This is a genomic window from Leucobacter aridicollis (assembly GCF_013409595.1).
Taxonomy (GTDB): domain Bacteria; phylum Actinomycetota; class Actinomycetes; order Actinomycetales; family Microbacteriaceae; genus Leucobacter; species Leucobacter aridicollis.
In genome coordinates this window covers 1,097,893-1,123,979 of record NZ_JACCBD010000001.1, presented here as the reverse complement: position 1 = coordinate 1,123,979, position 26,087 = coordinate 1,097,893, and the positions used below count along the sequence as shown (strand labels likewise).

At 69.0% G+C, this 26,087-nt stretch carries 23 protein-coding genes and 1 riboswitch; of the genes, 11 read left to right on the top strand and 12 right to left on the bottom strand.

Annotated elements, in window-relative coordinates; all coding sequences use genetic code 11:
* The first annotated feature begins 217 nt into the window (after positions 1-217).
* From BJ960_RS05265 to BJ960_RS05235, 7 genes are all read left to right on the top strand, one after another.
* On the top strand, positions 218-3,958 hold the full coding sequence (locus tag BJ960_RS05265; protein WP_121077485.1) for a multifunctional oxoglutarate decarboxylase/oxoglutarate dehydrogenase thiamine pyrophosphate-binding subunit/dihydrolipoyllysine-residue succinyltransferase subunit: 3,741 nt from the start codon (positions 218-220) through the stop codon (positions 3,956-3,958).
* Between the two features lie 34 nt (positions 3,959-3,992).
* Positions 3,993-5,015, top strand: a complete 1,023-nt coding sequence (locus BJ960_RS05260) for an agmatine deiminase family protein (RefSeq protein ID WP_185986518.1) — start codon at positions 3,993-3,995, stop codon at positions 5,013-5,015.
* A gap of 105 nt (positions 5,016-5,120) precedes the next feature.
* A complete protein-coding gene (locus BJ960_RS05255) occupies positions 5,121-6,644 on the top strand; it encodes an aldehyde dehydrogenase (NADP(+)) (RefSeq protein WP_185986517.1) in 1,524 nt (507 codons plus the stop codon).
* 398 nt (positions 6,645-7,042) lie between these two features.
* Positions 7,043-7,426 carry a PadR family transcriptional regulator gene (locus tag BJ960_RS05250; protein ID WP_185986516.1) on the top strand — a complete coding sequence of 128 codons (384 nt, stop codon included), beginning with the start codon at positions 7,043-7,045 and terminating at the stop codon, positions 7,424-7,426.
* Positions 7,423-8,169, top strand: coding sequence for a hypothetical protein (locus BJ960_RS05245; RefSeq protein WP_185986515.1), 747 nt, complete (start codon positions 7,423-7,425; stop codon positions 8,167-8,169). The genes BJ960_RS05250 and BJ960_RS05245 overlap by 4 nt, the downstream gene beginning before the upstream one ends.
* A 65-nt stretch (positions 8,170-8,234) precedes the next feature.
* Entirely contained in the window at positions 8,235-9,059 is an 825-nt protein-coding gene (locus tag BJ960_RS05240) for a hypothetical protein (protein WP_185986514.1), read from the top strand.
* 28 nt (positions 9,060-9,087) lie between these two features.
* Complete coding sequence (locus BJ960_RS05235; protein ID WP_237463639.1) at positions 9,088-9,498, top strand: META domain-containing protein; 411 nt, start codon at positions 9,088-9,090, stop codon at positions 9,496-9,498.
* Between the two features lie 153 nt (positions 9,499-9,651).
* Here the strand turns inward: BJ960_RS05235 and BJ960_RS05230 are convergent, their stop codons facing one another.
* From BJ960_RS05230 to purN, 3 genes are all read right to left on the bottom strand, one after another.
* A complete protein-coding gene (locus BJ960_RS05230) occupies positions 9,652-10,002 on the bottom strand; it encodes a hypothetical protein (RefSeq protein WP_185986513.1) in 351 nt (116 codons plus the stop codon).
* 120 nt (positions 10,003-10,122) lie between these two features.
* Entirely contained in the window at positions 10,123-11,787 is a 1,665-nt protein-coding gene (purH, locus tag BJ960_RS05225) for a bifunctional phosphoribosylaminoimidazolecarboxamide formyltransferase/IMP cyclohydrolase (RefSeq protein ID WP_185986512.1), read from the bottom strand.
* A gap of 45 nt (positions 11,788-11,832) precedes the next feature.
* Positions 11,833-12,438 (bottom strand): phosphoribosylglycinamide formyltransferase, encoded by a 606-nt coding sequence (gene purN / locus BJ960_RS05220; protein ID WP_185986511.1) that lies wholly within the window; start codon positions 12,436-12,438, stop codon positions 11,833-11,835.
* Between the two features lie 122 nt (positions 12,439-12,560).
* Between purN and BJ960_RS05215 the strand changes: the two genes are divergently transcribed.
* Positions 12,561-13,346, top strand: a complete 786-nt coding sequence (locus BJ960_RS05215; protein ID WP_185986510.1) for an SDR family NAD(P)-dependent oxidoreductase — start codon at positions 12,561-12,563, stop codon at positions 13,344-13,346.
* A 150-nt stretch (positions 13,347-13,496) separates the two neighbouring features.
* On the opposite strand, the gene BJ960_RS05210 is transcribed toward BJ960_RS05215, so the two are convergent.
* The 7 genes from BJ960_RS05210 to BJ960_RS05180 all read right to left on the bottom strand — a co-directional run bounded on the left by BJ960_RS05210 (position 13,497) and on the right by BJ960_RS05180 (position 21,149).
* Positions 13,497-14,093, bottom strand: a complete 597-nt coding sequence (locus BJ960_RS05210; protein WP_221936277.1) for an AAA family ATPase — start codon at positions 14,091-14,093, stop codon at positions 13,497-13,499.
* The gene (locus BJ960_RS05205) at positions 14,090-14,764 is read right to left on the bottom strand and encodes an ABC transporter ATP-binding protein (protein ID WP_307814672.1); all 675 of its coding nucleotides are present in this window, start codon (positions 14,762-14,764) and stop codon (positions 14,090-14,092) included. The genes BJ960_RS05210 and BJ960_RS05205 overlap by 4 nt, the downstream gene beginning before the upstream one ends.
* Positions 14,761-16,437 carry an ABC transporter permease gene (locus BJ960_RS05200; protein ID WP_185986509.1) on the bottom strand — a complete coding sequence of 559 codons (1,677 nt, stop codon included), beginning with the start codon at positions 16,435-16,437 and terminating at the stop codon, positions 14,761-14,763. The genes BJ960_RS05205 and BJ960_RS05200 overlap by 4 nt, the downstream gene beginning before the upstream one ends.
* Before the next feature lie 32 nt (positions 16,438-16,469).
* Entirely contained in the window at positions 16,470-17,573 is a 1,104-nt protein-coding gene (locus BJ960_RS05195; RefSeq protein WP_185986508.1) for a thiamine ABC transporter substrate-binding protein, read from the bottom strand.
* Positions 17,571-17,680: riboswitch (TPP riboswitch) on the bottom strand. (Overlaps the previous gene by 3 nt.)
* Before the next feature lie 6 nt (positions 17,681-17,686).
* Positions 17,687-19,504, bottom strand: a complete 1,818-nt coding sequence (locus tag BJ960_RS05190; RefSeq protein ID WP_185986507.1) for a cell division protein PerM — start codon at positions 19,502-19,504, stop codon at positions 17,687-17,689.
* A 33-nt stretch (positions 19,505-19,537) separates the two neighbouring features.
* On the bottom strand, positions 19,538-20,593 hold the full coding sequence (locus BJ960_RS05185; RefSeq protein ID WP_185986506.1) for a hypothetical protein: 1,056 nt from the start codon (positions 20,591-20,593) through the stop codon (positions 19,538-19,540).
* A 97-nt stretch (positions 20,594-20,690) separates the two neighbouring features.
* Complete coding sequence (locus BJ960_RS05180) at positions 20,691-21,149, bottom strand: OsmC family protein (RefSeq protein WP_185986505.1); 459 nt, start codon at positions 21,147-21,149, stop codon at positions 20,691-20,693.
* A gap of 162 nt (positions 21,150-21,311) precedes the next feature.
* Between BJ960_RS05180 and BJ960_RS05175 the strand changes: the two genes are divergently transcribed.
* Genes BJ960_RS05175 through BJ960_RS05165 form a run of 3 tightly spaced genes read left to right on the top strand, consistent with a single transcriptional unit; the run spans position 21,312 to position 23,628 of the window.
* Positions 21,312-22,073 (top strand): methionine ABC transporter ATP-binding protein, encoded by a 762-nt coding sequence (locus BJ960_RS05175; RefSeq protein WP_185986504.1) that lies wholly within the window; start codon positions 21,312-21,314, stop codon positions 22,071-22,073.
* Positions 22,070-22,753 carry a methionine ABC transporter permease gene (locus BJ960_RS05170; RefSeq protein ID WP_185986503.1) on the top strand — a complete coding sequence of 228 codons (684 nt, stop codon included), beginning with the start codon at positions 22,070-22,072 and terminating at the stop codon, positions 22,751-22,753. The genes BJ960_RS05175 and BJ960_RS05170 overlap by 4 nt, the downstream gene beginning before the upstream one ends.
* Positions 22,754-22,791: 38 nt before the next feature.
* Positions 22,792-23,628: a MetQ/NlpA family ABC transporter substrate-binding protein gene (locus BJ960_RS05165; protein ID WP_237463638.1), complete on the top strand. Its 837-nt coding sequence runs from the start codon at positions 22,792-22,794 to the stop codon at positions 23,626-23,628.
* 322 nt (positions 23,629-23,950) lie between these two features.
* On the opposite strand, the gene sucD is transcribed toward BJ960_RS05165, so the two are convergent.
* Entirely contained in the window at positions 23,951-24,853 is a 903-nt protein-coding gene (gene sucD, locus BJ960_RS05160) for a succinate--CoA ligase subunit alpha (protein ID WP_121077533.1), read from the bottom strand.
* Positions 24,854-24,887: 34 nt separating this feature from the next.
* The gene (gene sucC / locus BJ960_RS05155) at positions 24,888-26,054 is read right to left on the bottom strand and encodes an ADP-forming succinate--CoA ligase subunit beta (protein ID WP_185986502.1); all 1,167 of its coding nucleotides are present in this window, start codon (positions 26,052-26,054) and stop codon (positions 24,888-24,890) included.
* Between the last annotated feature and the right edge of the window lie 33 nt (positions 26,055-26,087).

Genomic DNA, 26,087 nt, shown 5'->3' with positions numbered 1-26,087 from the left:
GTCCGCGCCTCAGCGCGGATGATACTCGGAGGGTCTGAGGGTCTTCGGGGGTCCGCTTCCATGATTGCTCCACTTTATCAGCGAGATTGGCATTTTCGGAGCGGGAACGGCGTAGGCTTATACAGTGTGCGATGGCGAACCGTTATCGCGGGTCGTGCCGCCGGATACAGCGGCACTTTCGCACGAGACAACATTACTCACGGGAGAGGAAGTCGCTTTGGCAGAGCGCTCGGAAACCACCTCACAGGATGGTTCCGCAGAAGATTTTGGTGCGAACGCTTGGCTTGTCGATGAGATGTACAAACAGTACGTCGTCGACAAGAACTCGGTAGACCCGGCTTGGTGGCCGACTCTCGAGAAATTCGCAGCCACTCAGTCAGCAGTTCAGTCCCAGTCAGCGTCGGCGGCTCCCGCCACGGGCGCGCCCGCGGCCCCGCCGTCGGCAGCTGCGACAGCTCCCCCCGCCGCGGCCGCACACGCAGCGCCGAGCACCGGGCCGGCCACGCAGCCCGCCCGCACCACCAATGTTGCGCCCCGCACCGCGCCGATCCCCGCCGACGCGCCCCGCAAGACCCCCGTCGCGCCGCAGGCTGCGGCCGACGACACGGCGACCGACGAGTTCAGCGTCTTCAAGGGCATGGCACGCACCCTGTCGAAGAACATGGACGCGAGCCTCACGGTCCCCACCGCGACGAGCGTGCGCACGGTTCCCGCGAAACTGCTCATCGACAACCGCATTGTCATCAACAGCCACCTGCGTCGCAGCCGCGGCGGCAAGGTCTCGTTCACCCACCTCATCGGTTGGGCCCTGATCCAGGCGCTGAAGGTACACCCCGCGCAGAACGTCTTCTACACCGAGGTCGACGGCAAGCCAGGCGTGGTCGTGCCCGCACACGTCGGGCTCGGCATCGCCGTGGACGTGCAGAAGGCAGACGGCAGCCGCTCGCTGATGGTCCCCGCGATCAAGTACGCGGAGACCCTCGACTTCAACGAGTACCTCGCCGCATACGAGGACCTCGTGAAGCGCTCGCGCGACAACAAGCTCACCGCAAACGACTTCCAGGGCACCACGATCTCGCTCACCAACCCGGGCGGCATCGGCACCGTGCACTCGGTCCCCCGCCTCATGAACGGGCAGGGATCGATCATTGGCGCCGGCGCGCTCGAGTACCCCGCTGAGTTCCAGGGCGCGTCCGAAGAGGTGCTCACGAATCTCGGCATCTCGAAGACCATCACGCTCACGAGCACCTACGACCACCGTGTCATTCAGGGTGCCGGTTCCGGCGAGTTCCTGAAGTACGTGCACGAGCTCCTCGCGGGCGGCCACAACTTCTACGAGGACGTCTTCGCCGCACTGCGCATCCCGTACAAGCCGATCCAGTGGGCGAAGGACATCCACGTCGACGTCTCGGGCGCAATCGGCAAGTCGGCTCGCGTGCAGGAGCTCATCAACGCGTTCCGCGTGCGCGGCCACCTTATGGCGGACGTCGACCCGCTTGAGTACGTGCAGCGCACCCACCCCGATCTTGAGATCGAGAACCACGGCCTGACGTTCTGGGATCTCGACCGCGAGTTCGTCACGGGCGGCATCGGCGGCAAGCCGACGATGAAGCTGCGCGACATTCTCGGCGTGCTCCGCGACACCTACTGCCGCAAGATCGGCGTCGAGTACATGCACATCCAGGATCCCGAGGAGCGGATCTGGCTGCGCGACCAGCTCGAGGTGACCTACGCGAAGCCGACGAGCGACGAGCAGATGCGCATCCTCGAGAAGCTCAACGAGGCCGAGGCCTTCGAGACCTTCCTGCAGACCAAGTACGTCGGCCAGAAGCGCTTCAGCCTGGAGGGCGGCGAGTCCGTCATTCCGCTGCTCGACGCGATGCTCATCGATGCCGCGGAAGACGGCGTCGATTCGGTCGACATCGGCATGGCCCACCGCGGCCGCCTGAACGTGCTCTCGAACATCGCGGGCAAGACGTACGGCCAGATCTTCCGCGAGTTCGAGGGAACCGCGCAGAAGACCGGCTCGGGCGACGTGAAGTACCACCTCGGCACGTCGGGCGTCTTCACCGCCCCGAACGGGACGCAGGTGCCGATCCACCTCGCGGCGAACCCGTCGCACCTCGAGACCGTGAACGGCGTGCTCGAGGGCATCGTCCGCGCGAAGCAGGATCTCAAGCCGATCGGCTCGTTCACCACGCTCCCGCTGCTCATTCACGGCGACGCCGCGATGGCCGGTCAGGGCGTCGTCTACGAGACGCTGCAGATGTCGCAGCTGCGTGGCTACCGCACCGGTGGCACGATCCACATCATCATCAACAACCAGGTCGGCTTCACCACGCTGCCGCTCGACTCCCGCACCGGCGTCTACTCGTCGGATGTAGGCAAGGTTGTTCAGTCCCCGATCTTCCACGTGAACGGCGACGACCCCGAGTCGGTCGTGCGCGTGGCGCAGCTCGCCTACGAGTTCCGCCAGAAGTTCCACAAGGACGTCATCATCGACCTCATCTGCTACCGCCGCCGCGGGCACAACGAGGGCGACGACCCGTCGATGACGCAGCCGCTCATGACCGACCTCATCGAGGCGAAGCGCTCGACGCGTCGCCTGTACACCGAGGGCCTCGTCGGCCGTGGCGACATCACGCAGGAGCAGTACGAGACCGCGAAGCAGGACTTCCAGAACCGCCTCGAGCAGGCGTTCATGGAAACCCACGCTGCGCAGACCGGCTCGATTCCCGTCATCGATCAGTCCGGCATCGCCGAGCGCGAGGAGCCGGGTCAGCTGACCGGCGAGGTGCTCGATACGGCGGTGTCGACCGAGGTCATCCACCGCATCGGCGATGCGCACGGCAACACCCCCGAGGGCTTCACCGTGCACCGCAAGCTGCAGCAGCTCCTCGCCAAGCGCGTGGAGATGAGCCGCTCGGGCGAGATCGATTGGGGCTTCGGCGAGCTGCTCGCACTCGGGTCGCTGCTTATGGAGGGCACCCCGGTGCGCTTCGCCGGCCAGGATGCACGACGCGGCACGTTCACGCAGCGCCACGCGGTCTTCCACGACCGGTCGAACGGCCAGGAATGGCTGCCGCTGCTGAACCTCTCCGAGGATCAGGCTAGGTTCTGGATCTACGACTCACTGCTCTCCGAGTACGCCGCGCTCGCGTTCGAGTACGGGTACTCGCTGCAACGCGAGGATGCACTCGTGCTGTGGGAGGCACAGTTCGGCGACTTCGTGAACACCGCGCAGGCGGTCATCGACGAGTACGTCGCTGCGGCCGAGCAGAAGTGGGGCCAGCAGTCGTCCGTCGTGATGCTGCTCCCCCACGGCTACGAGGGCCAGGGCCCGGATCACTCGTCGGCGCGCATTGAGCGCTTCCTGCAGCTGTGCGCGGAAGACAACATGATCGTCGCGCGTCCGTCGACGCCCGCGAACTACTTCCACCTGCTCCGCCGCCAGGCCTACGCCCGCCCGCGCAAGCCGCTCATTGTCTTCACCCCGAAGTCGATGCTGCGTCTGCGTGGTGCGACGTCGAGCGTCGAGGACTTCACCACCGGCAGCTTCAAGCCGGTGATCGACGACCCGAACGTGCAGGATCGTGAGGCGGTCCAGCGTGTGATCCTCACCTCCGGCAAGGTGTACTACGACCTCGAGGGCGCGCTCGCGAAGAATCCTGATTCGCGTGTCGCCGTCGTCCGCGTCGAGCAGTACTACCCGATGCCCGTTATCGATCTCACGCGCATCATCGCGACCTACCCGAACGCCGAGCTCGTCTGGGTCCAGGACGAGCCAGAGAACCAGGGCGCGTGGCCGTTCATCTCGCTCGTGCTCGCGAAGCACCTGGCGAACGACCGCATCCGCGTCGTCTCGCGTGCCGCCTCGGCTGCGCCTTCCACGGGCTCGGCGAAGGTGCACGCGGTCGAGCAGGAAGCCCTGCTCGCGCAGGCGCTCAAGTTCGACTAGTCGCGAGTTCGCACTTCATTCAGGGGGATCACCGATGACCACATGGCGTATGCCTATCGAGGGCCACGCGCAGGAGCGCATCTGGCTCGCATGGCCGACCTCGGGCTACACGCTCGGCGACACCGAGGCGGAGGTCGAGTCGGCGCGCACGACGTGGGCCGCCGTCGCGAATGCCGCCAGCGAGTTCGAGGCCGTCACTGTGGTCGTGAACCCTGGCGACGAGGCGATCGCCGCCCGATACCTCTCGGGTCAGATCGAGCGCCTCGTCGCCCCGCTGAACGATGCGTGGATGCGCGACATCGGCCCGAGCTTTGTCATCGGCGACGATGGCACGCTCGGCGCCGTGAACTACCGCTTCAACGGCTGGGGCGGTCAGGACTGGGCCGAGTGGGATAAGGATCAGCACATCGGCCGGATCATCGCCGAGGCTGCAGGCGCAACGCTCGTCGACTCCGAGATGACGAACGAGGGCGGCGGGATCCAGGTCGACGGTACCGGACGCGTTGTACTTACCGAGACCGTGCAGCTCGACCCGGGACGCAACCCGGGCTGGACCAAGGAGCAGGTCGAGGCGGAGCTCGCGCGCACGATCGGCACCGATCGCGCCATCTGGCTCCCCCGCGGTCTCACCCGCGACCACGACACCTTCGGCACCCGCGGCCACGCCGACATTCTCGCGGCGTTCACCACGCCAGACGTGCTGCTCATGCACCGGCAGGACGCGGAGTCGCACCCAGACCACGCGATCGCGCGCACGAACCGCGAGGTCGTTGAGCGGTACCGCGACGACCGCTCTGACCAGTTCGACATTGTCGATCTGCCGGCGCCCGAGACGCTGCGCGACGACGAGGGATTTGTCGACTACAGCTACATCAACCATCTCGTCGTGAACGGCGGCGTGCTCGCCTGCGCGTTCGCCGATCCCGCGGACGACCGCGCGCTCGGCGTGCTCCGTGACGTCTACCCGGGCCGCGAGGTTGTGGCGATCGATGCCCGCCCGCTGTTTGCGCGCGGCGGCGGCATCCACTGCATTACGCAGCAGCAGCCTGCCCTGTAGCGCCGGGGGCGACAGGCCCCTGCCCAGCCTGTACAATGTCACATGACGATTGCTTGGCGCGCACCGACGGCGCGTCTCGATCCCTCACCACATAAGGAACGATAGATGACCGAGAGCACTCTCACCCCCGAGCTCGAAGCGGTAGTCGCTGGCGCCGCCGCCGCAGCCCCCGCATACGCAGCCCTCGCACCGGCCGAGCGGGCACGCATCCTCGTCGCCCTCGGCGACGCCCTCGAGGCAGCGAAGCCGCGCCTCGTGGAGATCGCCATGCGCGAGACCGGCCTGACCGAGGCCCGCCTGAACGGCGAGGTCACACGCACGGCCGTGCAGCTCCGGCTGTTCTCGGAGACCGTGATGGACGGCTCGTACCTCGACGCCCGCATCGACTACGCAGACCCCGAGTTCGTCCTCGGACCGCGCCCCGACATCCGCCGCACCCACGTGCCGCTTGGCCCGATCATCAACTTCTCGGCGTCAAACTTCCCATTCGCATTCTCGGTGCTCGGTGGCGACACCGCATCGATCCTCGCGGCCGGCTGCCCCGTCATCGTGAAGGCGCACTCGGGCCACCCCGAGCTCTCAGACGCAACCGCAGACGTTGCACGCGAGGCGCTCCAGTCGGTTGGCGCGCCCGAGGGCGTGTTCAACCTCATCCACGGCCGTGAGGCCGGCGTCGCCGTGCTCAAGGATCCCCGGATCAAGGCCGGTTCGTTCACCGGTTCGATCGGCATCGGCCGACTGCTCACCGACATCGCTGCGGCGCGGCCCACCCCGATCCCCTTCTACGGTGAGCTCGGCTCGGTCAACCCGGTCTTCATCACCGCTGCGGCGACCGCCGAGCGTGCGGACGAGATCGCTTCCGGGCTCATCACGAGCGTGGCGGGCTCAGCCGGCCAGCTGTGCACGAAGCCCGGCTTCATCTTCATCCCCGCAGGCTCCGCGCTGCCGGCCGCCGTCACCGCCGCCGCGAACGAGCTGCCCGAGCACCGCCTGCTCGACCCGCGCATCGCGCAGAGCTTCAACGAGCGCCGCGACACGATCCTCGCGACCGCTGGCGTCTCCGCAGTCATCCCGGGCGGCGTCCGCTTCGACAAGGACGGCCACGGCTGGGCATCCCCCACCGTTGTGTCCGTGTCACTCGAGGACTTCCGCGCCGGACACCAGGAACTCGTGGAGGAGGCGTTCGGCCCCCTCACCATCCTCGTTGAGACCCCCGAGGGCACCGACCTCGCTGCGCTCATGCCAGAGTTCTACGAGGGCAACCTCTCGGGCACGATCCACGTGAGCGCCGACGAGGCGTCGGGAACGACCGCAAACGTCGGCGAGTTGCGCGCGCTCGTCACCGCGCTCGCGAAGCAGGTCGGCCGCGTGCTGTTCAACGGCTGGTCGACCGGCGTCGCCGTCACCCCCGCACAGCAGCACGGCGGACCGTGGCCCGCGACGAGCAACGACGCGAGCACCTCGGTTGGCACGTCTGCAATCAAGCGGTTCCTGCGCCCCGTCGCGTTCCAGAACACGCCCGCGGCGTTCCTCCCCGAGGCGCTGCGCGACGACAACCCGCTCGGCCTCCCGCAGGCGATCTCGCCCGCAGGCCAGTCGGGCGACTGGGGCAGCCAGTACCGCGGCTAACCTGCCGAACCGCGCCGTGCGCGGACCCTGCGCGAGTGCGGCCCGCCCCTTCAGGGGTGGGCCGCACTGCTGTTTGGTGCGCCGGGCGGTGAGTCGGGCACCGGCCGCCGCGTCGGGCGCCCGGCCTGCTGTGCCTGGCAACCCAACTGCTGCGTCTGGCGCCGGGCACCGTCCCGCCGCCGACACCCCACCCCCGTTCCATCCCACCACCCCACCACCCCCAAACTTTCCATCCAGCGTCAAATTGCCGGGATATTTGATGCGGAACAGAAAAACTGGGGCACATTGGATCCGGGCCCATCGCGCGCCCGCGCCGGAGCTAAGGCGGCGCCCCGCAGCCCGCCACAGCGCTGCACGCCCATTGACGCTATCTTGCGAGGCATGCTAGCTTGTGTCACATGATAGATGACGTCACGACGCAGTTGCGCAGGGGCGTCGTCGAATTCTGCGTACTCGGCTTTCTGTCGGCGCGGCCAATGTACGGCTGGGAGCTCTCCTCCGCCCTGATCGAGCGTGGCCTCATCGCGAGCATCGGTACGCTCTATCCGCTGCTCGGGAGGCTGCGAGACCGCGGTCTCATCGCCACGTTCGAGCAGCAGGGCGCAAGCAACCCTAGCCCCGCCGGTGGCGACGATGGTGCCGCGGCGCCATCGGGCGGGCCGACCCGCAAGTATTACAGGCTCACTCAGGAGGGCGAGGCCCACCTCGCAGCTTTCCGTACCCAGTGGGGGCCGTTCACGCAGAACGTCACCGAGATACTTGAGAAGGGGCTCGAATCATGAGTACCGACGACACGACGAACCCCCGCGACCGGACTCCCGGGGCCGATGACGCGGAACGGGCCTCCTACCTCGCTGCGCTTGATGCCGCGATCGGCGGCCTCCCCCACCGCCTTGCCGTCGAGCTTCGCGCCGGTGTGAGCGAGGAGCTCCTCGGGCTCGAAGGCGCGGAATTGCGCGCTCGCATCGCGACGCTCGGGGACCCTGTTGAGGTTGCCCGAGCTGCCGCGCTCGCGGGTCTTGAAGATGGACAGCACACTCATCACGAGCAAGCGATGCGCTATGGCTCCACTCAGTCGGCGACGTCACCAGGATTCCCGGTCGCCTCTGGTCAGATCACAGGCACCACAACACCTGAGCCTTTCCAAGCCGAAGTCCGGGACTCGCCGCCACGGGCGCTCTCCGAGACACGCGGCTACGCAGTTGCCGGGCTCATCGCAATCGGGTTCGGCGGCCTTGCGCTGCCCGTCATCGGATGGCTGGTGGGCTGTGTGCTCGTCGCCACGAGTCAGTTCTGGCGCACCAGTGAAAAGGTCTGGGCGATCGCATTCCCACCTCTCGCGATACTCATCGCGACCGCTCTGTCGTGGTTCTCAGATGTCACCACCGGGGATAGCGGTCCCGAAAACCCGCTCATCGCAATGCCGCACGCGTCGCTCATACTCGCACCAGTCATCGTCGCTCCGTTGACGGCGGTCTGGTTGCTCCTCCGGCTTCGCGGCAGACGGAGTCCCGAGGACGCGTAGGCTGCGTCTTCAGCAAGTCCCCGTTCCCCCGCACTCACGAGACCTGACCCCAGAGAGCAGCCGCCATGCCAGCACAGGACCCAGCACAGGACCCGGCACACAACCCAGCCCCGAGCCCGCCCGCGATCCCTCACGCAGCGGAGCAGTACCTTGCCCGGCTCGACGTCGCGGTCGAGCGCCTCCCGCACGGCATCGCGGCCCCACTGCGAGACGAAATCTCAGCCGAGCTCACGGCCCTCCCGCCCGGCGAGGTCGCGGCTCGCATCGCGGAGTTGGGGGCGCCCGAGGCGGTCGCAGCGGCAGCACTTGCCGCGGCCACGAGCGATCCTGACACGCGGGACACGCGGGACACGCTGGACTCGCTGGGCACCGCTCGCCCCGCCGTCTCAGGACAGGCCGCCCCGCAGCTCCCACTCTCCCAGACGCGCGGGTATGCTATCGCCGCGGCGATCACCTTCGGTATCGGCGGCATCGTGGTTCCACTCGTCGGGTGGGTCGTCGGCTGCGTGCTCGTGGGCACAAGTGGGCTCTGGCGCAGGGGCGAGAAGGTGGCGGCGTTTGCTGCTCCGTGTGTGGTCGCGGCGGTGCTCTGCGTGGCCCTCTGGCTGGTCCGTGCAGTCAATCTCAGTTCGGCACAGAGTGGTAGCAGCGAACCGCTCACTGATGTGGTTGTGGAGACTGCGACCGGCAATCCGCTGCTGCCCGCAGGGTACGATCTCGTGTGGTCGGGGATCGTGATCCTGTTCTTTGGCCTGATCCCGCTCACCGCGCTCTGGCTCGTGTTGCGACTGCGAGGACGCAGCCAGCCCGCGGCCGCCCTCGCGGACGCTCCCGCGGCTGGCGCCGTGCTCGATTCCGCGGCCGGCCCCACAGCCGATTCCCGGCCTTGATTGGAACTAGATAGGTTACGCTGAGCACATGATGAACACACGCACCGCTCCACGCTCCCGCACCCTCCGCGGCGCAGCTGCCGCCGCCCTGCTCGGCGCTGCGGCGCTTGTGCTGACCGCCTGCTCCGGCGGCGCTTCAGTCGCCGACACGAGCTGGGGAACACTCGACACTCGTGGCGAGCCCGCGATGACGTTCACCGCCGACGGCAAGGCCTTTGGCACCGACGGCTGCAACATTGTCAACGGCACCTGGACCGAGGAGAAGGGCAAGGTCACCTTTGGCCCGCTCGCCTCGACGATGATGTTCTGTGAGGGCGTCGATACCTGGCTGAGCGGCGCCTCGACAGCGGTCGTCGAGGGCGACAAGATCGCATTCAGCGATGAGGACGGCAAGAAGATCGGCTCACTGAAGAAGACCGAGTTCACCGCGCCCGAGTAGGGCACCGGCGCGGCAGGACCGCGCGAGACGCGAAGGGCGGGGTGTGGATCAGATCCACACCCCGCCCTTTGCAGTATCAGCCCGGCGGTGCGCCCGCCGGGACCGGTGCTGGTGTCGCGAGCGGGCCGGCGCTCGGCCGGCCCGGCGTCGCTGCTACCAGGCGACCGCCAGTGCGACGTTGAGCACCGACAGGCCGAGGATCGCGCCGAGGACGCCGCCCGAGACGTTCTCCTTCTTCTTGAAGACGAGCGCGAGCACGATGATCGCGAGCAGCACGACCGTCTTCACGCCGATCTTCATGTTGTTCGGCGCCCCGCCCATGGCGTACATCATGCCGACGAGGCCGAGGCCTGTCGCGAGCATGAGCCATGCGCTGTGCAGGATGCCGCCGGATACCTTGGCGACGCCCTCCTTGACCTTGGGCAGCTGCGCGATTGTCGCGCCAGCGACGCCGGCAAAGCCGACGATGTGCAGGATCAGCAGGATGTTCCTAATGATTTCCATCGAGTATTCCTCCCGTGTAGTTGCGAATGTGCGTGAGTGTCGGCGCTGAGGCCGGAACGTGTGGGGGCCTTGCGGGTACGCGTCGCTGACTGGCGTACCCGCTCGGCGGATCGGTGAGGCCTAGTGGAAGAAGTGGCGCTCACCGGTGAAGTACATGGTCACGCCGGCAGCCTGCGCTGCCGCGATGACCTCCTCGTCGCGAACCGAACCACCGGGCTGCACGACCGCGCGGACTCCGGCGTCGAGCAGCACCTGCAGGCCGTCGGCGAACGGGAAGAACGCGTCGGACGCAGCGACAGCACCGGCCGCGCGCTCCCCCGCGCGTGAGACCGCGAGGCGGCACGAGTCGACGCGGTTGACCTGGCCCATGCCGACGCCGACGGAGGCGCCACCGTTCGTGAGCAGGATCCCGTTCGACTTCACCGCACGGCTCGCACGCCACGCGAACTCGAGCTCGGCGAGCGTCTCGGCGTCGGCGGGCTCGCCGGCTGCGAGCGTCCACTCTGCGGCGGGGGCGAAGTGGCGGTCGGCGTCCTGGATGAGGAAGCCGCCGGAGACCTGCTTCAGCTCGACGGGGTTCTGCGCGTAGCCCTCGGGCAGCACGAGCAGTCGCACATTCTTCTTCTGCGCGAGGATCGCGAGCGCCTCAGGCTCGAAGCCCGGCGCGATGATGACCTCGGTGAAGATCTCGGACACCGTCTTCGCCATTGCTTCGGTGACGACCCGGTTGGCCGCGATCACGCCGCCGAACGCGGAGACCGGATCGCACGCGTGCGCGAGTTCGTGCGCCGCAGCGATCGGGTCGGCTGCCCCCTCCGGAGCGACCGCAACACCGCACGGGTTCGCGTGCTTGATGATCGCGACCGCGGGGCGCTCGTGGTCAAACGCGGCGCGGAGAGCAGCGTCGGCGTCAACGTAGTTGTTGTACGACATCTCTTTGCCGTGCAGCTGCGTCGCCTGCGCGATTCCCACGCCCTCGTTCTCGCTGAACAGTGCGGCGCGCTGGTGGCTGTTCTCGCCGTAGCGGAGCACCGACTCGCGGAGCCCAAACACCTCGTAGCCGACGTATCCCTCGCTCGTGGCGAAGATTGCGGCGACCTCGTCCTCCTCGGGGGCGTCGAGCTCTGCGGCGGCGGGGGCATCCTCCCAGCCAGCGTCCTGCTGATCAAGGAACCAGTTCGCGACGGCGCCGTCATACTGCGCGGTGTGCACGAATGCCTCGGTCGCGAGCGAGCGTCGAAGCGCGAGCGTCGTGCCTCCCGCTTGGATCGCCGAGATGACCTCGTCGTAGCGGCCGGGCGAGACGACGATCGCCGCGTTGGCGTGGTTCTTGGCGGTCGCGCGAACCATCGCCGGGCCGCCGATGTCAACGTTCTCGACGATGTCCGCTGCGGGCTTGCCCGCGGCGACGGTCTGCTCGAACGGGTAGAGGTTCACGACGACGAGCTCGAACGGCGCGAAGCCGAGCTGCTCGAGCTGCGCGCGGTGGTCCGCGAGGCGCAGGTCGGCGAGCAGGCCCGAGTGGACCGCCGGGTGCAGCGTCTTCACGCGGCCGTCGAGGGCCTCAGCGAACCCCGTCACCTCGGCGACGTCGGTCACGGGGTGGCCTGCCTCTCGGATCGTGGCGGCAGTCGACCCGGTCGACACGATCTCGACGCCAGCGGCGGCGAGCGCAGCGGCGAGGTCGAGGAGCTTCGTCTTGTCGCTCACAGAGATGAGCGCGCGCTTCACCTCGATGAGGTCGCGATGCTCGTACAGGCTCGGATCGTGGCTCTGGACTGCCATGGGGCTCCTTGAATTCGTGCGGTGAGGGGGTGAGAAAAGTTCGGACTACTGGGCGCGCGCGGCAGACGCCACGGCAGCGAGGTCGAGCGTTCCGTCGGCGATCTCGCGGACGGTTCGGATGAGCAGCGGACGCTCCTCCTGCTTGATGCGTTCGTGGAGGTCGGCCTCACGCTCGCCGTCACGCACCGCGACGGTCGCCTGACGCAACACTGGGCCGGTATCGACGCCCTCGTCGATGATGTGCACGGTGACGCCAGTCTCGGTGGCGCCAGCGGCGAGCGCGTCCCGCACCGCGTGGGCGCCTGGGAAGAGCGGCAGCAGGGCCGGGTGCGTGTTGATGAGGCGCGGCGAGAACGCAGCGACGAACCCCACGGGGAGAATGCGCATGAGGCCAGCGCTCACGACCAGATCGACGTCGTGGCTCTGGATCTCCGCGGCGAACGCGGCTCCCCAGTCAGCGCGGCTCGCGTAGTCCGCGGGTCGCACCACGAAGTTCGGGATCGCCGCAGCCTCGGCATGGGCGAGGCCGGCTGCGTCGGTGTCGGCGCCAACGCACACGATCTCTGCGGGAAAATCCGGATCTTTCGTCGCCTCGATGAGGGCCTGAAGATTGCTGCCGCCACCAGAGATAAGAACCGCGAGTCTCAACACTCACCCAGTCTACTCGCTGCGCGGATGTGTGAACGCGCGCCCGGCCTGCCCAGGCCGCGGGCCGGCCGCGCGCTTCGAACCGGGCGGCTCCCCCGCGCCTGCGCTGGCGGTAGGCTCTCCCCATGCTCCTTCAGGATCTCTTCGGGCTCACTGGTCGCACCGCACTCGTCACCGGCGGAAGCTCCGGCATTGGCAGAGCGATCGCTGTGGCGCTCGCCGGCGCGGGCGCACACGTTGTCATTGCGGCTCGGACCGCCGCTGGACTCGAACGGGCCGCCGCCGAGATCACCGCGCGCGAGGACGTCGGCGCTGCCGGGGGCCGAGCTTCGTGGCTACAGGCCGACCTCACCACCCGGGCCGGCGCGCACGCCCTCGCGGATGCGGTCCTTGAGCAGGAGACTGCCGTCGACATCGTGGTGAACTCGGCGGGCGTCAACATTCGCCCGCCGCTCGGCGAACTCACGGATCCCGAGTGGGACACGACGATGGCCGTGAACCTCGAGGCGCCGTTCGTGCTCGGGCAGCGACTGTCCCCCGGCATGATTGAGCGCGGCTACGGCAGACTGATCCACATCAGCTCACAGCAGGCGCACCGTCCCTTCGCGTCGAGCGGGGCATACGGGGTCTCGAAGGCCGCGGTCGAGGGCCTCGCCCGCTCACAGGCCGAAGCGTGGTCCTCGTTCGGCGTGACGGCAAACTCGCTCATCCCGGGATTCGTCCAGACCCCGTTGAACACCAGGCTGAGTTCGGACCCTGCCGTCGTCGCGGCCCTCGCCGCCCGCACGCTGGTCGGGCGCAACGGGCTACCGGAGGACTTCGCGGGCGCCGCGGTCTTCCTCGCGAGTCCCGCCGCCGCCTACGTCACCGGCCAGTCGCTCGCCGTCGACGGCGGCTTCTCGGTGCACTAGCGGGCCACAGCAGCACTAGCGGGCCGCCAGCCGTCAGCACCACGGCCTGGGATCGGCAGTGTATATGCCGGCCGCCGACGGTTCGGCGATACCGACTGCAGATCCGAAGATCTGGGAGCGACACGAAGCCACGACCCCTCAGCCGGAGCCTCAGCCCGCGACGTGCACCACCTCGTGCGCCCGCGCCACCGGCTGGGTGCTCGCGAAATGCCGCACCTCCTGCTCGGCCCAGCGCTCCCAATGAGGGGCGAACATCTCACCGTCACGGGCGAGCGCACGTTCACGCCGCACGTTCGCAGGGCACTCGACCCACACGGCATACACAGGGCCCAGGTGTCGCGCCGCTGCGAGCGCACGGGCGCTGATCGAGCCGCATCCTTCGATGATCAGGGGCGCCTCCTTGTCGAGGGCGACTTCCGGGGAGAAGTCCTCCGCGTGCCAGTCGTAGCGCCGGTAGACGCCAGATCGCAGCAGCCCCGGAACCGCAGCACTCCCCGCGGCGAGCCCATCCCAGCCCGGGTACAGCTCGTCCATGCCAACGATCTGGGGTGCGGGCAGGCCCTGGGCTGCGAGGCGTTCCACGATCGCCTCAGCGAGGGTCGTCTTCCCGGAGCCGGAGCGTCCGTCGATGAAGATCGTGCGCGGCCAGGCACCCTGCGGCTGAACCGATACGCGCCCGGCGAGCACGCGGTGTGCCAGTCTGGCGGCGAGGGGCGTCATCGACGGGACGGCGAGCTGCCCGCTCACCCAGCAACCCGCCCGTCGCGCATGCGCAGCACCCGGTCGGCGATGGTCTCGGCCTCGCCTTCGTCGTGGGTGACGAGGACCGCGGTCGTCTGCGTCGCCCGCAGCAGCGCAGCGAGTTCCTGCGCGAGCCGGTCGCGCAGCTCGCGGTCGAGCGCGGAGAGCGGCTCATCGAGCAGCAGCAGCCGCGGGCTTGGCGCGAGCGCCCGCGCGAGTGCGACCCGCTGCCGCTGCCCGCCCGACAACTCGGTGACGGCGCGGTTCGTGAAGCCCGTGAGCCCGACAAGGTCGAGCAGCTCTGCGACCCGTGCGTCGCGCTCGGCGCGCGGCCAGCGCTTCACCCGAAGGCCGTACGCGATGTTCTCGCCGACGGAGCGGTGCGTGAACAGCTGGCCGTCTTGAAAGACAAGCCCGAACTCCCGGCGGTGCGGCGGCACGCCGACCAGGTCGTCCCCCGCCCAGCTCACGGATCCGGTCGAGAGTGGCTCGAGCCCGGCGATAGCGCGCAGCAGCGTCGATTTTCCGCAGCCCGACGGACCGAGCAGGGCGACGACCTCGCCGCGTGGCACGTCGAAACTCGCGTCGCGCACGACGAGCTCGTCGCGGCGGTACGCCACGCTGACGTCGACGACGCTCAACCCGGTCGATGCCCCAGTGGTGGCCTGTGCAATCACCAGCTTCCTCCTACTCCGCGGTCTACCCGCCAGCGTTCAGCTATGACCATGATGCCCGCTGCGAGCGCGCCCAGCACCACCGAGGCGGCGAGCGCCATGCCATAGCTCGCGGGGTCCGGGCTGCCGACGAGCGCCGCGATCGCGACGGGCAGCGTCTGCGCGTCCGGTCGCACGAGGAACGCGGTCGCCCCGAACTCGCCGAGCGACACGGCGAACGCGAACCCGAGCGCGAGGCCCGCCGACCGGCCGAGCAGCGCGAAGTCGATGGTGCGCAGCACCCGGAGCGGCGACGCCCCGAGCATCATGGCGGCCTCCCGGGTGCGCGTGTCGATCGAGCGCAGCACCGGCGTGAGCGTGCGCACGACGAGCGGCAGCGCGACGAGCGCCTGCGCGATCGGGATGAGCACGACGGAGGTGCGCAGGTCGAAGCCGATGCCGAGCGGCTTGTGCATCGTCAGGAGCAGCCCGAATCCGAGCGTCACCGCCGAGATGCCGAGTGGCAGCATGATCGCGGCGTCGTAGATGGCGATGCCCCGGCGCAACGCCGCGGACCGGGGCCGCCGCGACACGACCAGCGACACGAGCATGCCGAGCGTCACGGCGATGAGGGTTGCGACGCACGCGATCCCGAACGACAGCAGCGCCGAGTCCACGACGGAGCCGTGCAGCGGCGAGCTCGCGGGCGGGTCGAAGAGCGCCCGATAGTGTGCAAGCGAGACGCCGGTGCCGCGCGGGCCCTGGAGGGACCGCCACAGGAGCGCGCCGATCGGCAGCACGTGCAGGAGCAGCACGGTGAGGCCGAACACGGCGAGCACGGGCGCGTCGCCCCTGCGCGGCGCGCGCACCTCGACCCGGACCTCGTGGGCGCGTTCGTTGCGGCCACGCAGGAGCGCGGACACGACGAGCGCGAGCGCGACAATCGCGAACTGCACGAGTGAGAGCACGGCCGCTGAGCGCAGGTCGAGGAACTGCACGGTGAGCCGATACACCTCGGTTTCGATGTTCGCGAACTCGCGCCCGCCGAGGATCAGCACGACACCAAACGAGGTCGCGCAGAAGAGAAACACGAGCGCCCCGGCCGACGCGAGCGCCGGGCCGAGCGCGGGCAGCGTCACCGTCATGAAGACGCGCACCGGGCCCGCCCCAAGCGTGCGCGCCGCCTGCCCCTGGCGGGTATCGAGCTGCGCCCAGTACCCGCCGACGGTGCGGGCGACGACCGTCACGTTGAAGAACGCGAGGGCGAGCACCACGACCACGAGCGAGCGGTCAAGGCCCAGCCAGTGCAGCGCTCCCCCTGGGCCGTACAGCGCGGTGAATGCGACGCCGACGACCACGGCGGGGAGCACGAAGGGGACCGTCAGCAGCGCCCGCAGCGCCCCGCGGCCGCGGAACTCGAGCCGGTAGAGCACGTAGGCCGCGGGGACGCCGAGCAGGATCGCGACAAGCGTCGCAAGGCTTGCCTGCACGAGCGTGTTCCCGAGCACCCGCCAGCTGCGTTCGAGCCCGAGCACCTCGGGGATACCGCCGAGGTCGAGCTGGCCTCCGCTCGTCAGCCCGGTCGCGACGAGCGCGATGACCGGCCAGAGGAAGAACACCCCGACGAAGAGCACGGGGATCGCCGCGGCGAGCCCCCAGGCCAACGGCCCGAGCGGGCGACGTGTGAGTGCGCGCACCGCGGCTTCCTCCGTGCTCTGTCGTCGGGCGGTTACAGCCCGACGGCGTCGCCGAGGGTGCGCAGCCAGCCGTCGAGGCCTGCCTGGATCTCGGCGGCGGGAAGGTCGTGCGTCTGGCCCGCGTCGGGCAGCGGCGCGAACTTCGCCCAGCTCGACGGCAGCTCGACGTTTTCGTCGATCGGGTACATGTACATGGTGTCGGCGATGCCCGACTGGAACTCCTCGGACAGCAGGTAGTCGACGACTGCGCGCGCGCCCTCGGGGTTCTCGCTGCCCGCGAGCACGCCGGCGTACTCGACCTGCTGCGAGCAGGTGTCGAGCAGTGCGCGTGTCGTCGAGGCGCTCTCGTCGTCGTTCACGGTGAACGCCGGCGACGTCGAATACGAGACAACGATCGGCCGCGTTCCCGTGTCGCTCACGCCGGTGAACTCGGTGTTGTAGGCCTCGGTCCAGCCCTGCACGGTGCGGGCGCCGTTCTGCTCGAGACGCTTCCAGTAGTCGACGAAGCCGTCCTCGCCGAACTCCGCGATCGTGGCAATCATGAACGACGCGCCGGTGCTCGACGCTGTCGGGTCGAGCAGCACCGTGAGGTCTTTGTAGGCGGGATCCGCGAGGTCGTCGAACGTCTGAGGCTCGGCGACGCCCTGCTCCGCGAACCATGCGGTGTCGATGTTCACGCAGGTCGCGCCGCGGTCGATCGGCGCCACCGGGACGGTGCCGGCCTCGGCGCCGTCCGTCGCGAGCTCGGTGGCGAGCTTGAGGCCGTCGCCGGTCAGCATGTCGGCGGGCAACGGCTCCGCGACGTCGTTATCAATGACGCGGGAGACCAGCGTGTTGTCGACGCCGAAGAAGGCGTCGGCGATCGGCGCGCCCTTGGTGAGCACGAGCTTGTTCGCGAGTTCGCCGCCGTCGCCGGCGGTGAGCACCTCGACGTCGTAGCCCGTAGCGGCGCTCGCGAGCTTCGAGAACTCGTCGCCGTCGACGAAGCTGTCGTGGACCACGAGCGAGACCTTCTTCGAGTCGCCGCCGTCCGCGGGGCCGTCGGGCGCGCCTGCGCAGCCCGCGAGCGCGAGCAGCGCGGTCAGTGGGAGCGCAAGCAGCGCGGCAGTGGTGTGTGAGCGTGCACGTGTACGCATAACGAGAAGAGTCCTTCCTCCGCTGGCATGAACCAGATCAGGTTGAACGGTCGGAGCACGCGTGCTCCCTCTCAGCCCCGCGCGCCGGGACTCCCGTGGATTGCTCCCTCAGCCTAGCCCTTGCGGCCGGGCCAGCGCCAGCCGGCCCGCTTCTCGTCGTCGTCGCGGCCTGGCTCGAGGTCGACGTTGTCCCAGGAGTACGCCTCAATGAGCGCGTCCGCGTCGATCTCGGCGTCGGCCTCCTGGCTCGCCTGCCGGTCGGCTGCGGCGTCGGCCGGGACCGTGTCAACCGGCCCGGTCGCCGCGTGCTGGTCGAAGAGTTCGGCCTCTGCCGCGGCGGCGTCGCCCTGGGGCGCCTCGTCGCCAGTTGGCGCTTCGGCGTCGTCGCCCGGCGCGACGCCCGCGTCGGAGCCAGCGCCGCGCGCCGTCGGAGGGTCGAAGTCGAGCGGCTCGGTGAGCTGGTCGTCGGCGTCCGCCTCCGCCCCGCCGTGCGGGACGAGGGGTGCCACAGGCGCAAGCCACTCCTCGGGGCCCTCGGGCACCTCGGGGTCCGCCGCATCCGCGGCTGGCCCGGTCGACGGAGCCGGCGTGGCCGCGTCGGGCAGCTCACTCACGCGGGCACGCAGATCAGGATCAGCGCCCGCACCGTCCTCGCGGAACCCGAGGCGCGCTGCGACCTCGCCCGGCCCGGCGACGACCCGGCGCGCGATGTCGGCGCGCGCCGCCAGGGCGCCGAGCAGGCAGCCGAGCCCGAGCTCAGCGGCGGCGAGGCCCGCGGCCGGCCACACGTCGGGTCCGACAGCTTCGAGTCGGCCGGGGCCGAGCGCTCCCGTCGCAGTCCAGTTCAGCAGCGCGATGGTGAGCCCGGCGAGTATCGCCGCCCCCACGATCTGGGAGACCAGGCGCGTCATGGACTGGCGGCGCGCGGCGTCTCCGAGCCCGATCCCGAGCGCGATCCCGAGGAGCACGAGCAGCAGCGGCGCGAGCACCGCGACGCTCCCCCAGCCGTCCGGGATCGCGGCGAGCACCGGGATGCCAGGCATCGGGCCGAGGAGCTGCCCGAATGGCGACGCCGAGCTGCCGACGCCGACGGCAAAGCCCGAGCCGGTGAGCCACGCACCGCTCCAGATCACGAAGACGGGCAGCAGCACGAGCTGCAACAGGAACATCAGGATCGTTCCGGTGAGGTCGAGCTGCAGCGCCTCCGACGCCGCGATCACGAGCGCGAAGCGGGTCAACAGCGTGAGCGCGAATCCGAGCGCGGCGATCCCGACGTACCCGGTGACCAGCGCAGCCGCGAGCCGCACGGCCTGTCCGGCGACCCGGGTGACGATAGCGGGGCGCGGGATCCGGAGCTTGCCGAGCGCCGTCTCGGTCGCGCCGATCGCCGCGATCCACCAGGGATGCTCGTCGCGCGCAGCCCTGGCGAGGTAGGCGACGCCAGACGGCGCGCCATAGACGACTGCGGCGCATCCAGCGGCAGCGAGCCAGCCGATCCCGATCGAGACCCCGCCACCGGGCGCCACGGCGGAGGCGACGACCGCAGCGACGGCGCCAAACCCGACCGCACCGCCGAGCACGCCGAGCCCGCCAGCGCCGCCGCGTGCGCCGAAGCGCCACCCAGCGCGCGCGGCAAACGCCGCCGTCGCGAGCGTGAGCCCGAGCGGAGCGAGCGACACCGTGAACGTTAACGCCTCGGGCGCGAACCCGAGCACCTGCATCGCCTCCGCGGAGATCTCCGCGGAGAGGGGCACAAAGTGCGCGAGCAGCCACGCCGCGCCCGCGCCGCCAAAGACGGCGCCCGGCTCGGCGGCGAGCCCGAAGCCGAGCCACCACACCAGGAACGCGTACGCCGCGACGGCAAGCAGCGAGGCAAGCGCGACCGCGACGGCCTCAATTGTTGCGACAACCCCGGTCAGTATTGCTCTCATCGTCGGAAAGTCTACCCGGCGATGACCGGGCGACTACCAGGCTGCGGCGACCGCCCGGTGTGTCTCGAACAGCGGCACCGTGGTGCCCTCGGGCGCGCGGCCGAACCCGCACTCGGTGGCGACGCCGAAGTCGCGCGTGAGCACGGCCGAGGCCGCCGCAATTCGGCGGGTCGCGCCCTCGGCCCCGTCCTCCCGGTGCACGAGACCGAGGTAGAGCTCGCTCGTTTCGGGCAGGCTGAGGTCGGCGAGCGGCGCGAAGAACTCGGCGTCGTCCCGCTCGATCGGGACAGGGAGGTGCAGCCAGGTGAGATCACGCTCGGCCTTCGCGACGACGGCGTTCGCGAAGCGGGTGAGGTTCGCCGCGTCGCGCGGCTCAACGAAGTGCTTCTCTGCGACATCGCCGTAGCAGAGGTGCACGCCGACCTCGACAGCGAGCGGGACCCTGTCGATCTGCCTGGCGAGCCGCTCGCTCGTCTCCTCCCAGACGTCGCCGAACCACTCGTAGGGCTGACCGGTGTGCGCGGTGAGCCCCTCGAGGATGGCGAACTCGAGTGCCGCGTCCCACTGGATCGCGAGCTCCTCGGCCGGGATCGCGGCGACGATCTCGGCGAGTTCTGCGGCGAGCGCGCGCTCGTAGACGGGCTCAAACGCCTCGCGATCGTCTGCGGCCACCAGGCTCGCCACGACGCCGAGCGGTGTGGGCAGCGAGACCTGGAAGCGCGTCGCCCCGGGAATCACCCCGGCGGCCTTGAGCTCGCTAAAGCTGCGCCAGGATTCGAGTGCGGCCTCCGCGTATCCGAGGGGCGGCAGCACAATATCCGCGGCCTGCACGCCCGGCGCGAGCCTCACCGGGCGGATGTCGAGCATGCGCATTGGGATCGGCGTATCCCCGACGCGTTCGATCCCTTCGGCTGCGCCAATCCTGTCGGCCTGGAACAGGATCCAGTGGAACCGCTCACCGACCTCGCCGTCCGGGATCCTGCGAAGCAGACCACCGAGCTCCTCGGCCGCGACGCGCATCGTCTGCGCGGCCTCGTCAAAGTTGATGCTTCCCACGAGGTGGGCTCCCTGGACCTGGCTGTCGCTCATGTCTCCAGTATCCCCCGGCTGCGGCCCGACGCGGCGCTGTGTTGCGTTTCGTGACGCGCGCCGGGCGTGCAGCGCAGCGTTCGCCGCCCCGGATGGTTCAGCGCGGAACGCTCACGGCGCTGACCTCGACGCGGGACGTCCCCGCAAGCATCCGCGAGACGGGGCATCGCGCGTGGGCGGCGTCAGCCAGCGCTGCCGCGCGCGCGTCCTCGACACCGTCAAAGTAGAGCTCCGCCCGCCCGGAGAACTCGAACCCGTCCCCCGACCCGCGCGCGTGCAGCGAGATCTCGACGCGTGCCGACACCTCGATCCCCGGCCCGGCGACGACGCGCGCCGCGGCGTTGAGGCAGGTCGCCCACGAGAGCGCAAGGAGTTCCTCGGGGTTGGTCGTGCCCGCGGGCGCCGCCGCATCCGCGCGAGTTGGGGGCGCGGCGACGGACACCGTGAGCCCACCGTCCGCCACGCTCTCGCCGGTGACACCGGTCGAGTTCCGGGCGACCGCGGTGTAGAGCGCTGGGCCTACAGCGGCGGATCCTGCTGCGCGCGGCTCATCCATGTGGGCTCCCTTCATGCGTTCACCACCACTGTACCCACAAGTTAGACGCAGTCCAAGAAATGTGTCATGCTAGCAGGGCTGTCCGCGGACCGGGCCGCCGCCGCACGGCGCACCCGCCTCGCACTCCCCTCCGAAAGCCCGAGTCACCCGAATGCATACACGATGATCCCCCCGACAGCTCCCGCCGTGGAGTTCGTTCGCGTCACCCGAACGTTTGAGGGCGGCGATCAGCCGGTGACCGCACTCTCGGACGTCTCGCTCACCGTGCCGCGCGGCGCGGTGTTCGGCGTCGTCGGCGAGAGCGGCGCTGGCAAGTCGACGCTGCTTCGCATGATGAACGGGCTCGACCACCCCACGAGCGGGCGGGTCCTGTTCGACGGCATCGATCTTTCGACGCTCACGAAGCGGGAGCTCAACGCGGTGCGCCACCGGATCGGCGTCGTCTTCCAATCGTTCAACCTCGTCGGCAACCTCACCGTGCGCGACAACATCGCGCTGCCGCTCAGGCTGCAGCGGGGCCGGGGCGCCGAGGTGTCACGGCGCGTCGCCGAGCTCGTCGACTTTGTCGGACTCGGCCCGCGCCTCGACCACTACCCGGCCCAGCTCTCCGGCGGCGAGAAGCAGCGCGTCGCCATCGCGCGAGCCCTCGCCACCCACCCGACGATGCTGCTCTGCGACGAACCGACCTCAGCGCTCGACACGCACACCACGGGCGAGATCCTCACGCTGCTCGGCGCCACCCGCGCGGAGTTCGGCACGAGCATCGTGCTCGTCACGCACGAGCTCGACGCCGTGAAGCGGATCTGCGACTCGGCCGCGATCTTCGAGGCGGGCGAGCTGCGCGACATCATCGCGGTCGAGGCGCAGACAGGCTCGCGAGAGCTCAGCTACGTCGAGCACGTGAGAGCGGAGCTGCAGCGATGAACGCAATCCTCACCGAGATCCAGCGCGTGTTCGGCGAGCACGGCGCCGAGATCGGCACCGCGATGGCCGAGACCGGCTACATGGTGCTCACTTCCATCGTCGTCGCGGTGCTCATCGGGCTCCCGCTCGGCGTGGTGATCACGCTCACCCGGGCCGGCGGGATCCTCGAGAACCGGGGCGTCTGGCTTGTCGCCGACCTCTACGTCACCGTGTTCAGGTCGTTCCCGTTCCTGCTGTTTGTGGTCTTCATGATTCCGCTCACCCGCCTCGTCTTCGGCACGAGCTTCGGCACCGTCGCGGCGACCTTTCCGCTCGCCTTTGTCGCCGTCGCCATCTATGCGCGCTTGACCGAGCAGATCCTCCTCGAGCTGCCCAGCGGCCTCTGGCAGGCGGCGGCGTCGATGGGTGCGACGGTCCCACAAACCGTGTTCCGGTTCCTCCTCGTCGACGGGCGCTCTGGCCTCGTGTACGCGCTGACCTCCGCGACAGTGAGCTTCGTCTCCTATTCGACGGTGCTCGGCGTCGTCGGTGGCGGCGGGATCGGGGACTTCGCGATGCGCTACGGCTACCAGCGATACGACTTCACCCTCATGTACACCACGATCCTGCTCATCGTCGCCTGCGTCATCTTGCTGCAGGCGCTCGGTCTGAAGATCTCACGCGCGCTCGACAAGCGCTGACCCGCCGCGGCATCGCGCGGCCCGAAAGGATGCACACCATGATTCGATCCACCCCAGCACGCATGGCCCGACTCGCGGCCGCGGCCGCCCTCACCACCGCGGCGCTGGCGCTCGCCGGCTGCTCCGCCGCCCCGAACGCCGACAGCACGGCCGCGGGAGACGGCGACACGCAGGTGCTCAAGGTCGCGGCGACGACGACACCCATGCCCGAGGTGGTGCGCGCCGCGGCCGAGGCGATCGAAGCGCCGTACTCGATCGAGCTCGTCGAGGTTGCGGACTACGTGCAGCCGAACACGATGCTCGCGGCGGGCGAGCTCGACGCGAACTTCGTGCAGCACCCGCCATTCATGGAGGACTTCAACGCCGGCAACAACGCCTCGCTTGTCGCGATCGAGCCCGTCTACCTCACAGTCGTCGGGACGTACTCGAGTAAGCACGACAGCATGGAGGACATTCCCGACGGCGGCCACATTGTGGTGCCCCAGGATGTCTCGAACCAGTCCCGCGCACTGCAGATGTACGCTGCCGCCGGCCTTATCAAGCTCGACCCGAAGGTCGACACCTGGGAGGTCACGGTTAAGGACGTCATCGACAACCCGAAGAACCTGCAGTTCACCGAGGTCGACCTCATGCAGCTGAACGCCGCCTACCCCGAGGCCGACGGCGTCTTCCTGCACGGCACGTTCGCCCGACAGCTCGGCCTCGTGCCCGGCGAGGACGCGATCGCAGTCGAACAGGATCCGCAGTTCGCGGTCTCACTCGTGAGCCGCAACGACAACCAGGACTCCCCGGAGGTGAAGGCCCTCGCGAAGGCGTTCCACAGCGACGAAGTGCGCGCCGTGCTCGAGGAGTTCGACGTTCCGGCAGCCTTCTAGGCTGCGCGCGGCCGGCGCGCCCCGGCGCCTGGCGCTGGGGTCGGGCCTCTCGCCCCGCCGGGTGCTGGGGCCATCCCGGTGCCTCACTTCTCGCCCCCGCGCCTGGGTTTCGCCTCCCCCGCCGGTGCACACCTTTCTCGCAAGATCACACGTTAATTACCCTAATTATGGTGTGGTCTTGCGAGAAAGGTGTGCGTTGGCGGGGCTGGGCACGCATGGTCGAGTGTCCGGGGCGGCAGGAGACCCCAACCTGGCACACGCCACAACGCATAGGACCCCGCCGACAGTAGCCGGCGGGGTCCTATGCGTCAACGCTTGGCGGTTACAGCTGTGCGAACGCAGCGCGCAGCAGTTCAGCGGTCTCGGTCGGCGTCTTGCCAACCTTCACGCCGGCGGCCTCGAGGGCCTCTTTCTTTGCCTGCGCGGTACCAGCCGAGCCCGAGACGATCGCGCCAGCGTGGCCCATCGTCTTGCCCTCGGGAGCGGTGAAGCCGGCAACGTAGCCAACAACCGGCTTCGTGACGTTCGCCTTGATGTACTCGGCCGCGCGCTCCTCGGCGTCGCCGCCGATCTCGCCGATCATCACGATCGCCTTGGTCTCGGGGTCGTTCTCGAACGCCTCGAGTGCGTCGATGTGCGTGGTGCCGATGACGGGGTCGCCGCCGATACCGATCGCGGTCGAGAAGCCGAGGTCACGGAGCTCGTACATCATCTGGTAGGTGAGGGTACCCGACTTCGACACGAGGCCGATCGGGCCCTTGCCGGTGATCGTCGCGGGCGTGATGCCTGCGAGGGCCTCGCCCGGGGTGATGATGCCGGGGCAGTTCGGGCCGATGATGCGGGTCTTGCCACCGGTGGCCTTGGCGTGAGCCCAGAGCTCAGCCGAGTCCTTCACGGGCACGCCCTCGGTGATGATGACGAGGAGGCCGATGCTCGCGTCGATGGCCTCGATCGCTGCGTCCTTGGTGAAGGCGGGCGGCACGAATGCAACCGAAACGTCAGCGCCGGTCGCCTCCATCGCCTCGGCGACCGAAGCGAACACGGGAAGCTCGACGGTGTTGCCGTCGGCGTCAACGTGCGACACGGTGGTGCCGGCCTTGCGGGCGTTCACGCCACCGACGACCTGGGTGCCAGCGGCAAGCATGCGCGCGGTGTGCTTGGTGCCCTCGCCGCCGGTGATGCCCTGGACGATGACCTTTGAATCCTTGTTCAGGAAGATCGACATAGTTCTGTAATTCCTTCTAGTTCCAGGGGGCGGTTCAGCGTGCGTTGGCGAGCTCAGCGGCCTTGTCGGCGCCCTCGTCCATCGTGGCGGCCTGGGTCACGAGCGGGTGGTTCGCCTCGTTGAGGATGCGACGACCCTCCTCGACGTTGTTGCCGTCGAGACGCACAACGAGCGGCTTGTTCGCAGCGTCGCCGAGCTTCTCGAGTGCGCCGACGATACCGTTTGCCACGGCGTCGCACGCGGTGATGCCGCCGAAGACGTTCACGAACACCGACTTCACCTGCGGGTCGCCGAGGATGACGTCAAGGCCTGCGGCCATGACCTCAGCCGACGCGCCGCCGCCAATGTCGAGGAAGTTCGCGGGCTTCACGTTGCCGTGGTTCTCGCCCGCGTACGCGACGACGTCGAGCGTCGACATCACGAGGCCAGCACCGTTACCGATGACACCGACCTCACCGTCGAGCTTCACGTAGTTGAGGTCCTGCGCCTTGGCCTTCGCCTCCAGCGGATCCTCTGCGCTCTTGTCCTCGAGCTCAACGTGATCCGGCTGACGGAAGTCAGCGTTCTCGTCGAGCGAGACCTTGCCGTCGAGCGCGACGATGTCGCCCTCGCCGGTGAGCACGAGGGGGTTGACCTCGACGAGCGTCGCGTCTTCGCCGACGTACACCTCGTACAGCTTCTGGAAGACAGGCACAACCTTGCCGACGAGCTCCTCAGGGAACTTCGCCGCGCGTGCAATCTCTTCAGCCTTCGCCGCGTCGATGCCCGAGATCGGATCGATCTCGATGCGTGCGAGCGCCTCGGGCTTCTCGACCGCGAGGACCTCGATCTCCATGCCGCCCTCAACGCTGCACAGCGAGAGGTAGGAGCGGTTTGCCCGGTCGAGCAGCACGGAGAAGTAGAACTCCTCCTTGATGTCTGCGCCCGCGGCCACCATGACGCGGTTTACGGTGTGGCCCTTGATGTCGAGGCCGAGGATCGCCTGTGCTGCCTCGAACGCCTCGTCGGGGTTCTTTGCGACCTTCACGCCGCCGGCCTTGCCGCGACCGCCGACCTTTACCTGAGCCTTGACGACGACGACGCCACCAAGCTTCTCGGCTGCTGCACGCACCTCCTCCGGGGTGTCAGCGACGATGCCGGGGAGCACCGGCACCCCGTATCGTTCGAAAAGATCGCGTGCCTGGTACTCGTACAGATCCACGTACTGTCCTTCTGCTTGGGATGTTGGGTTACC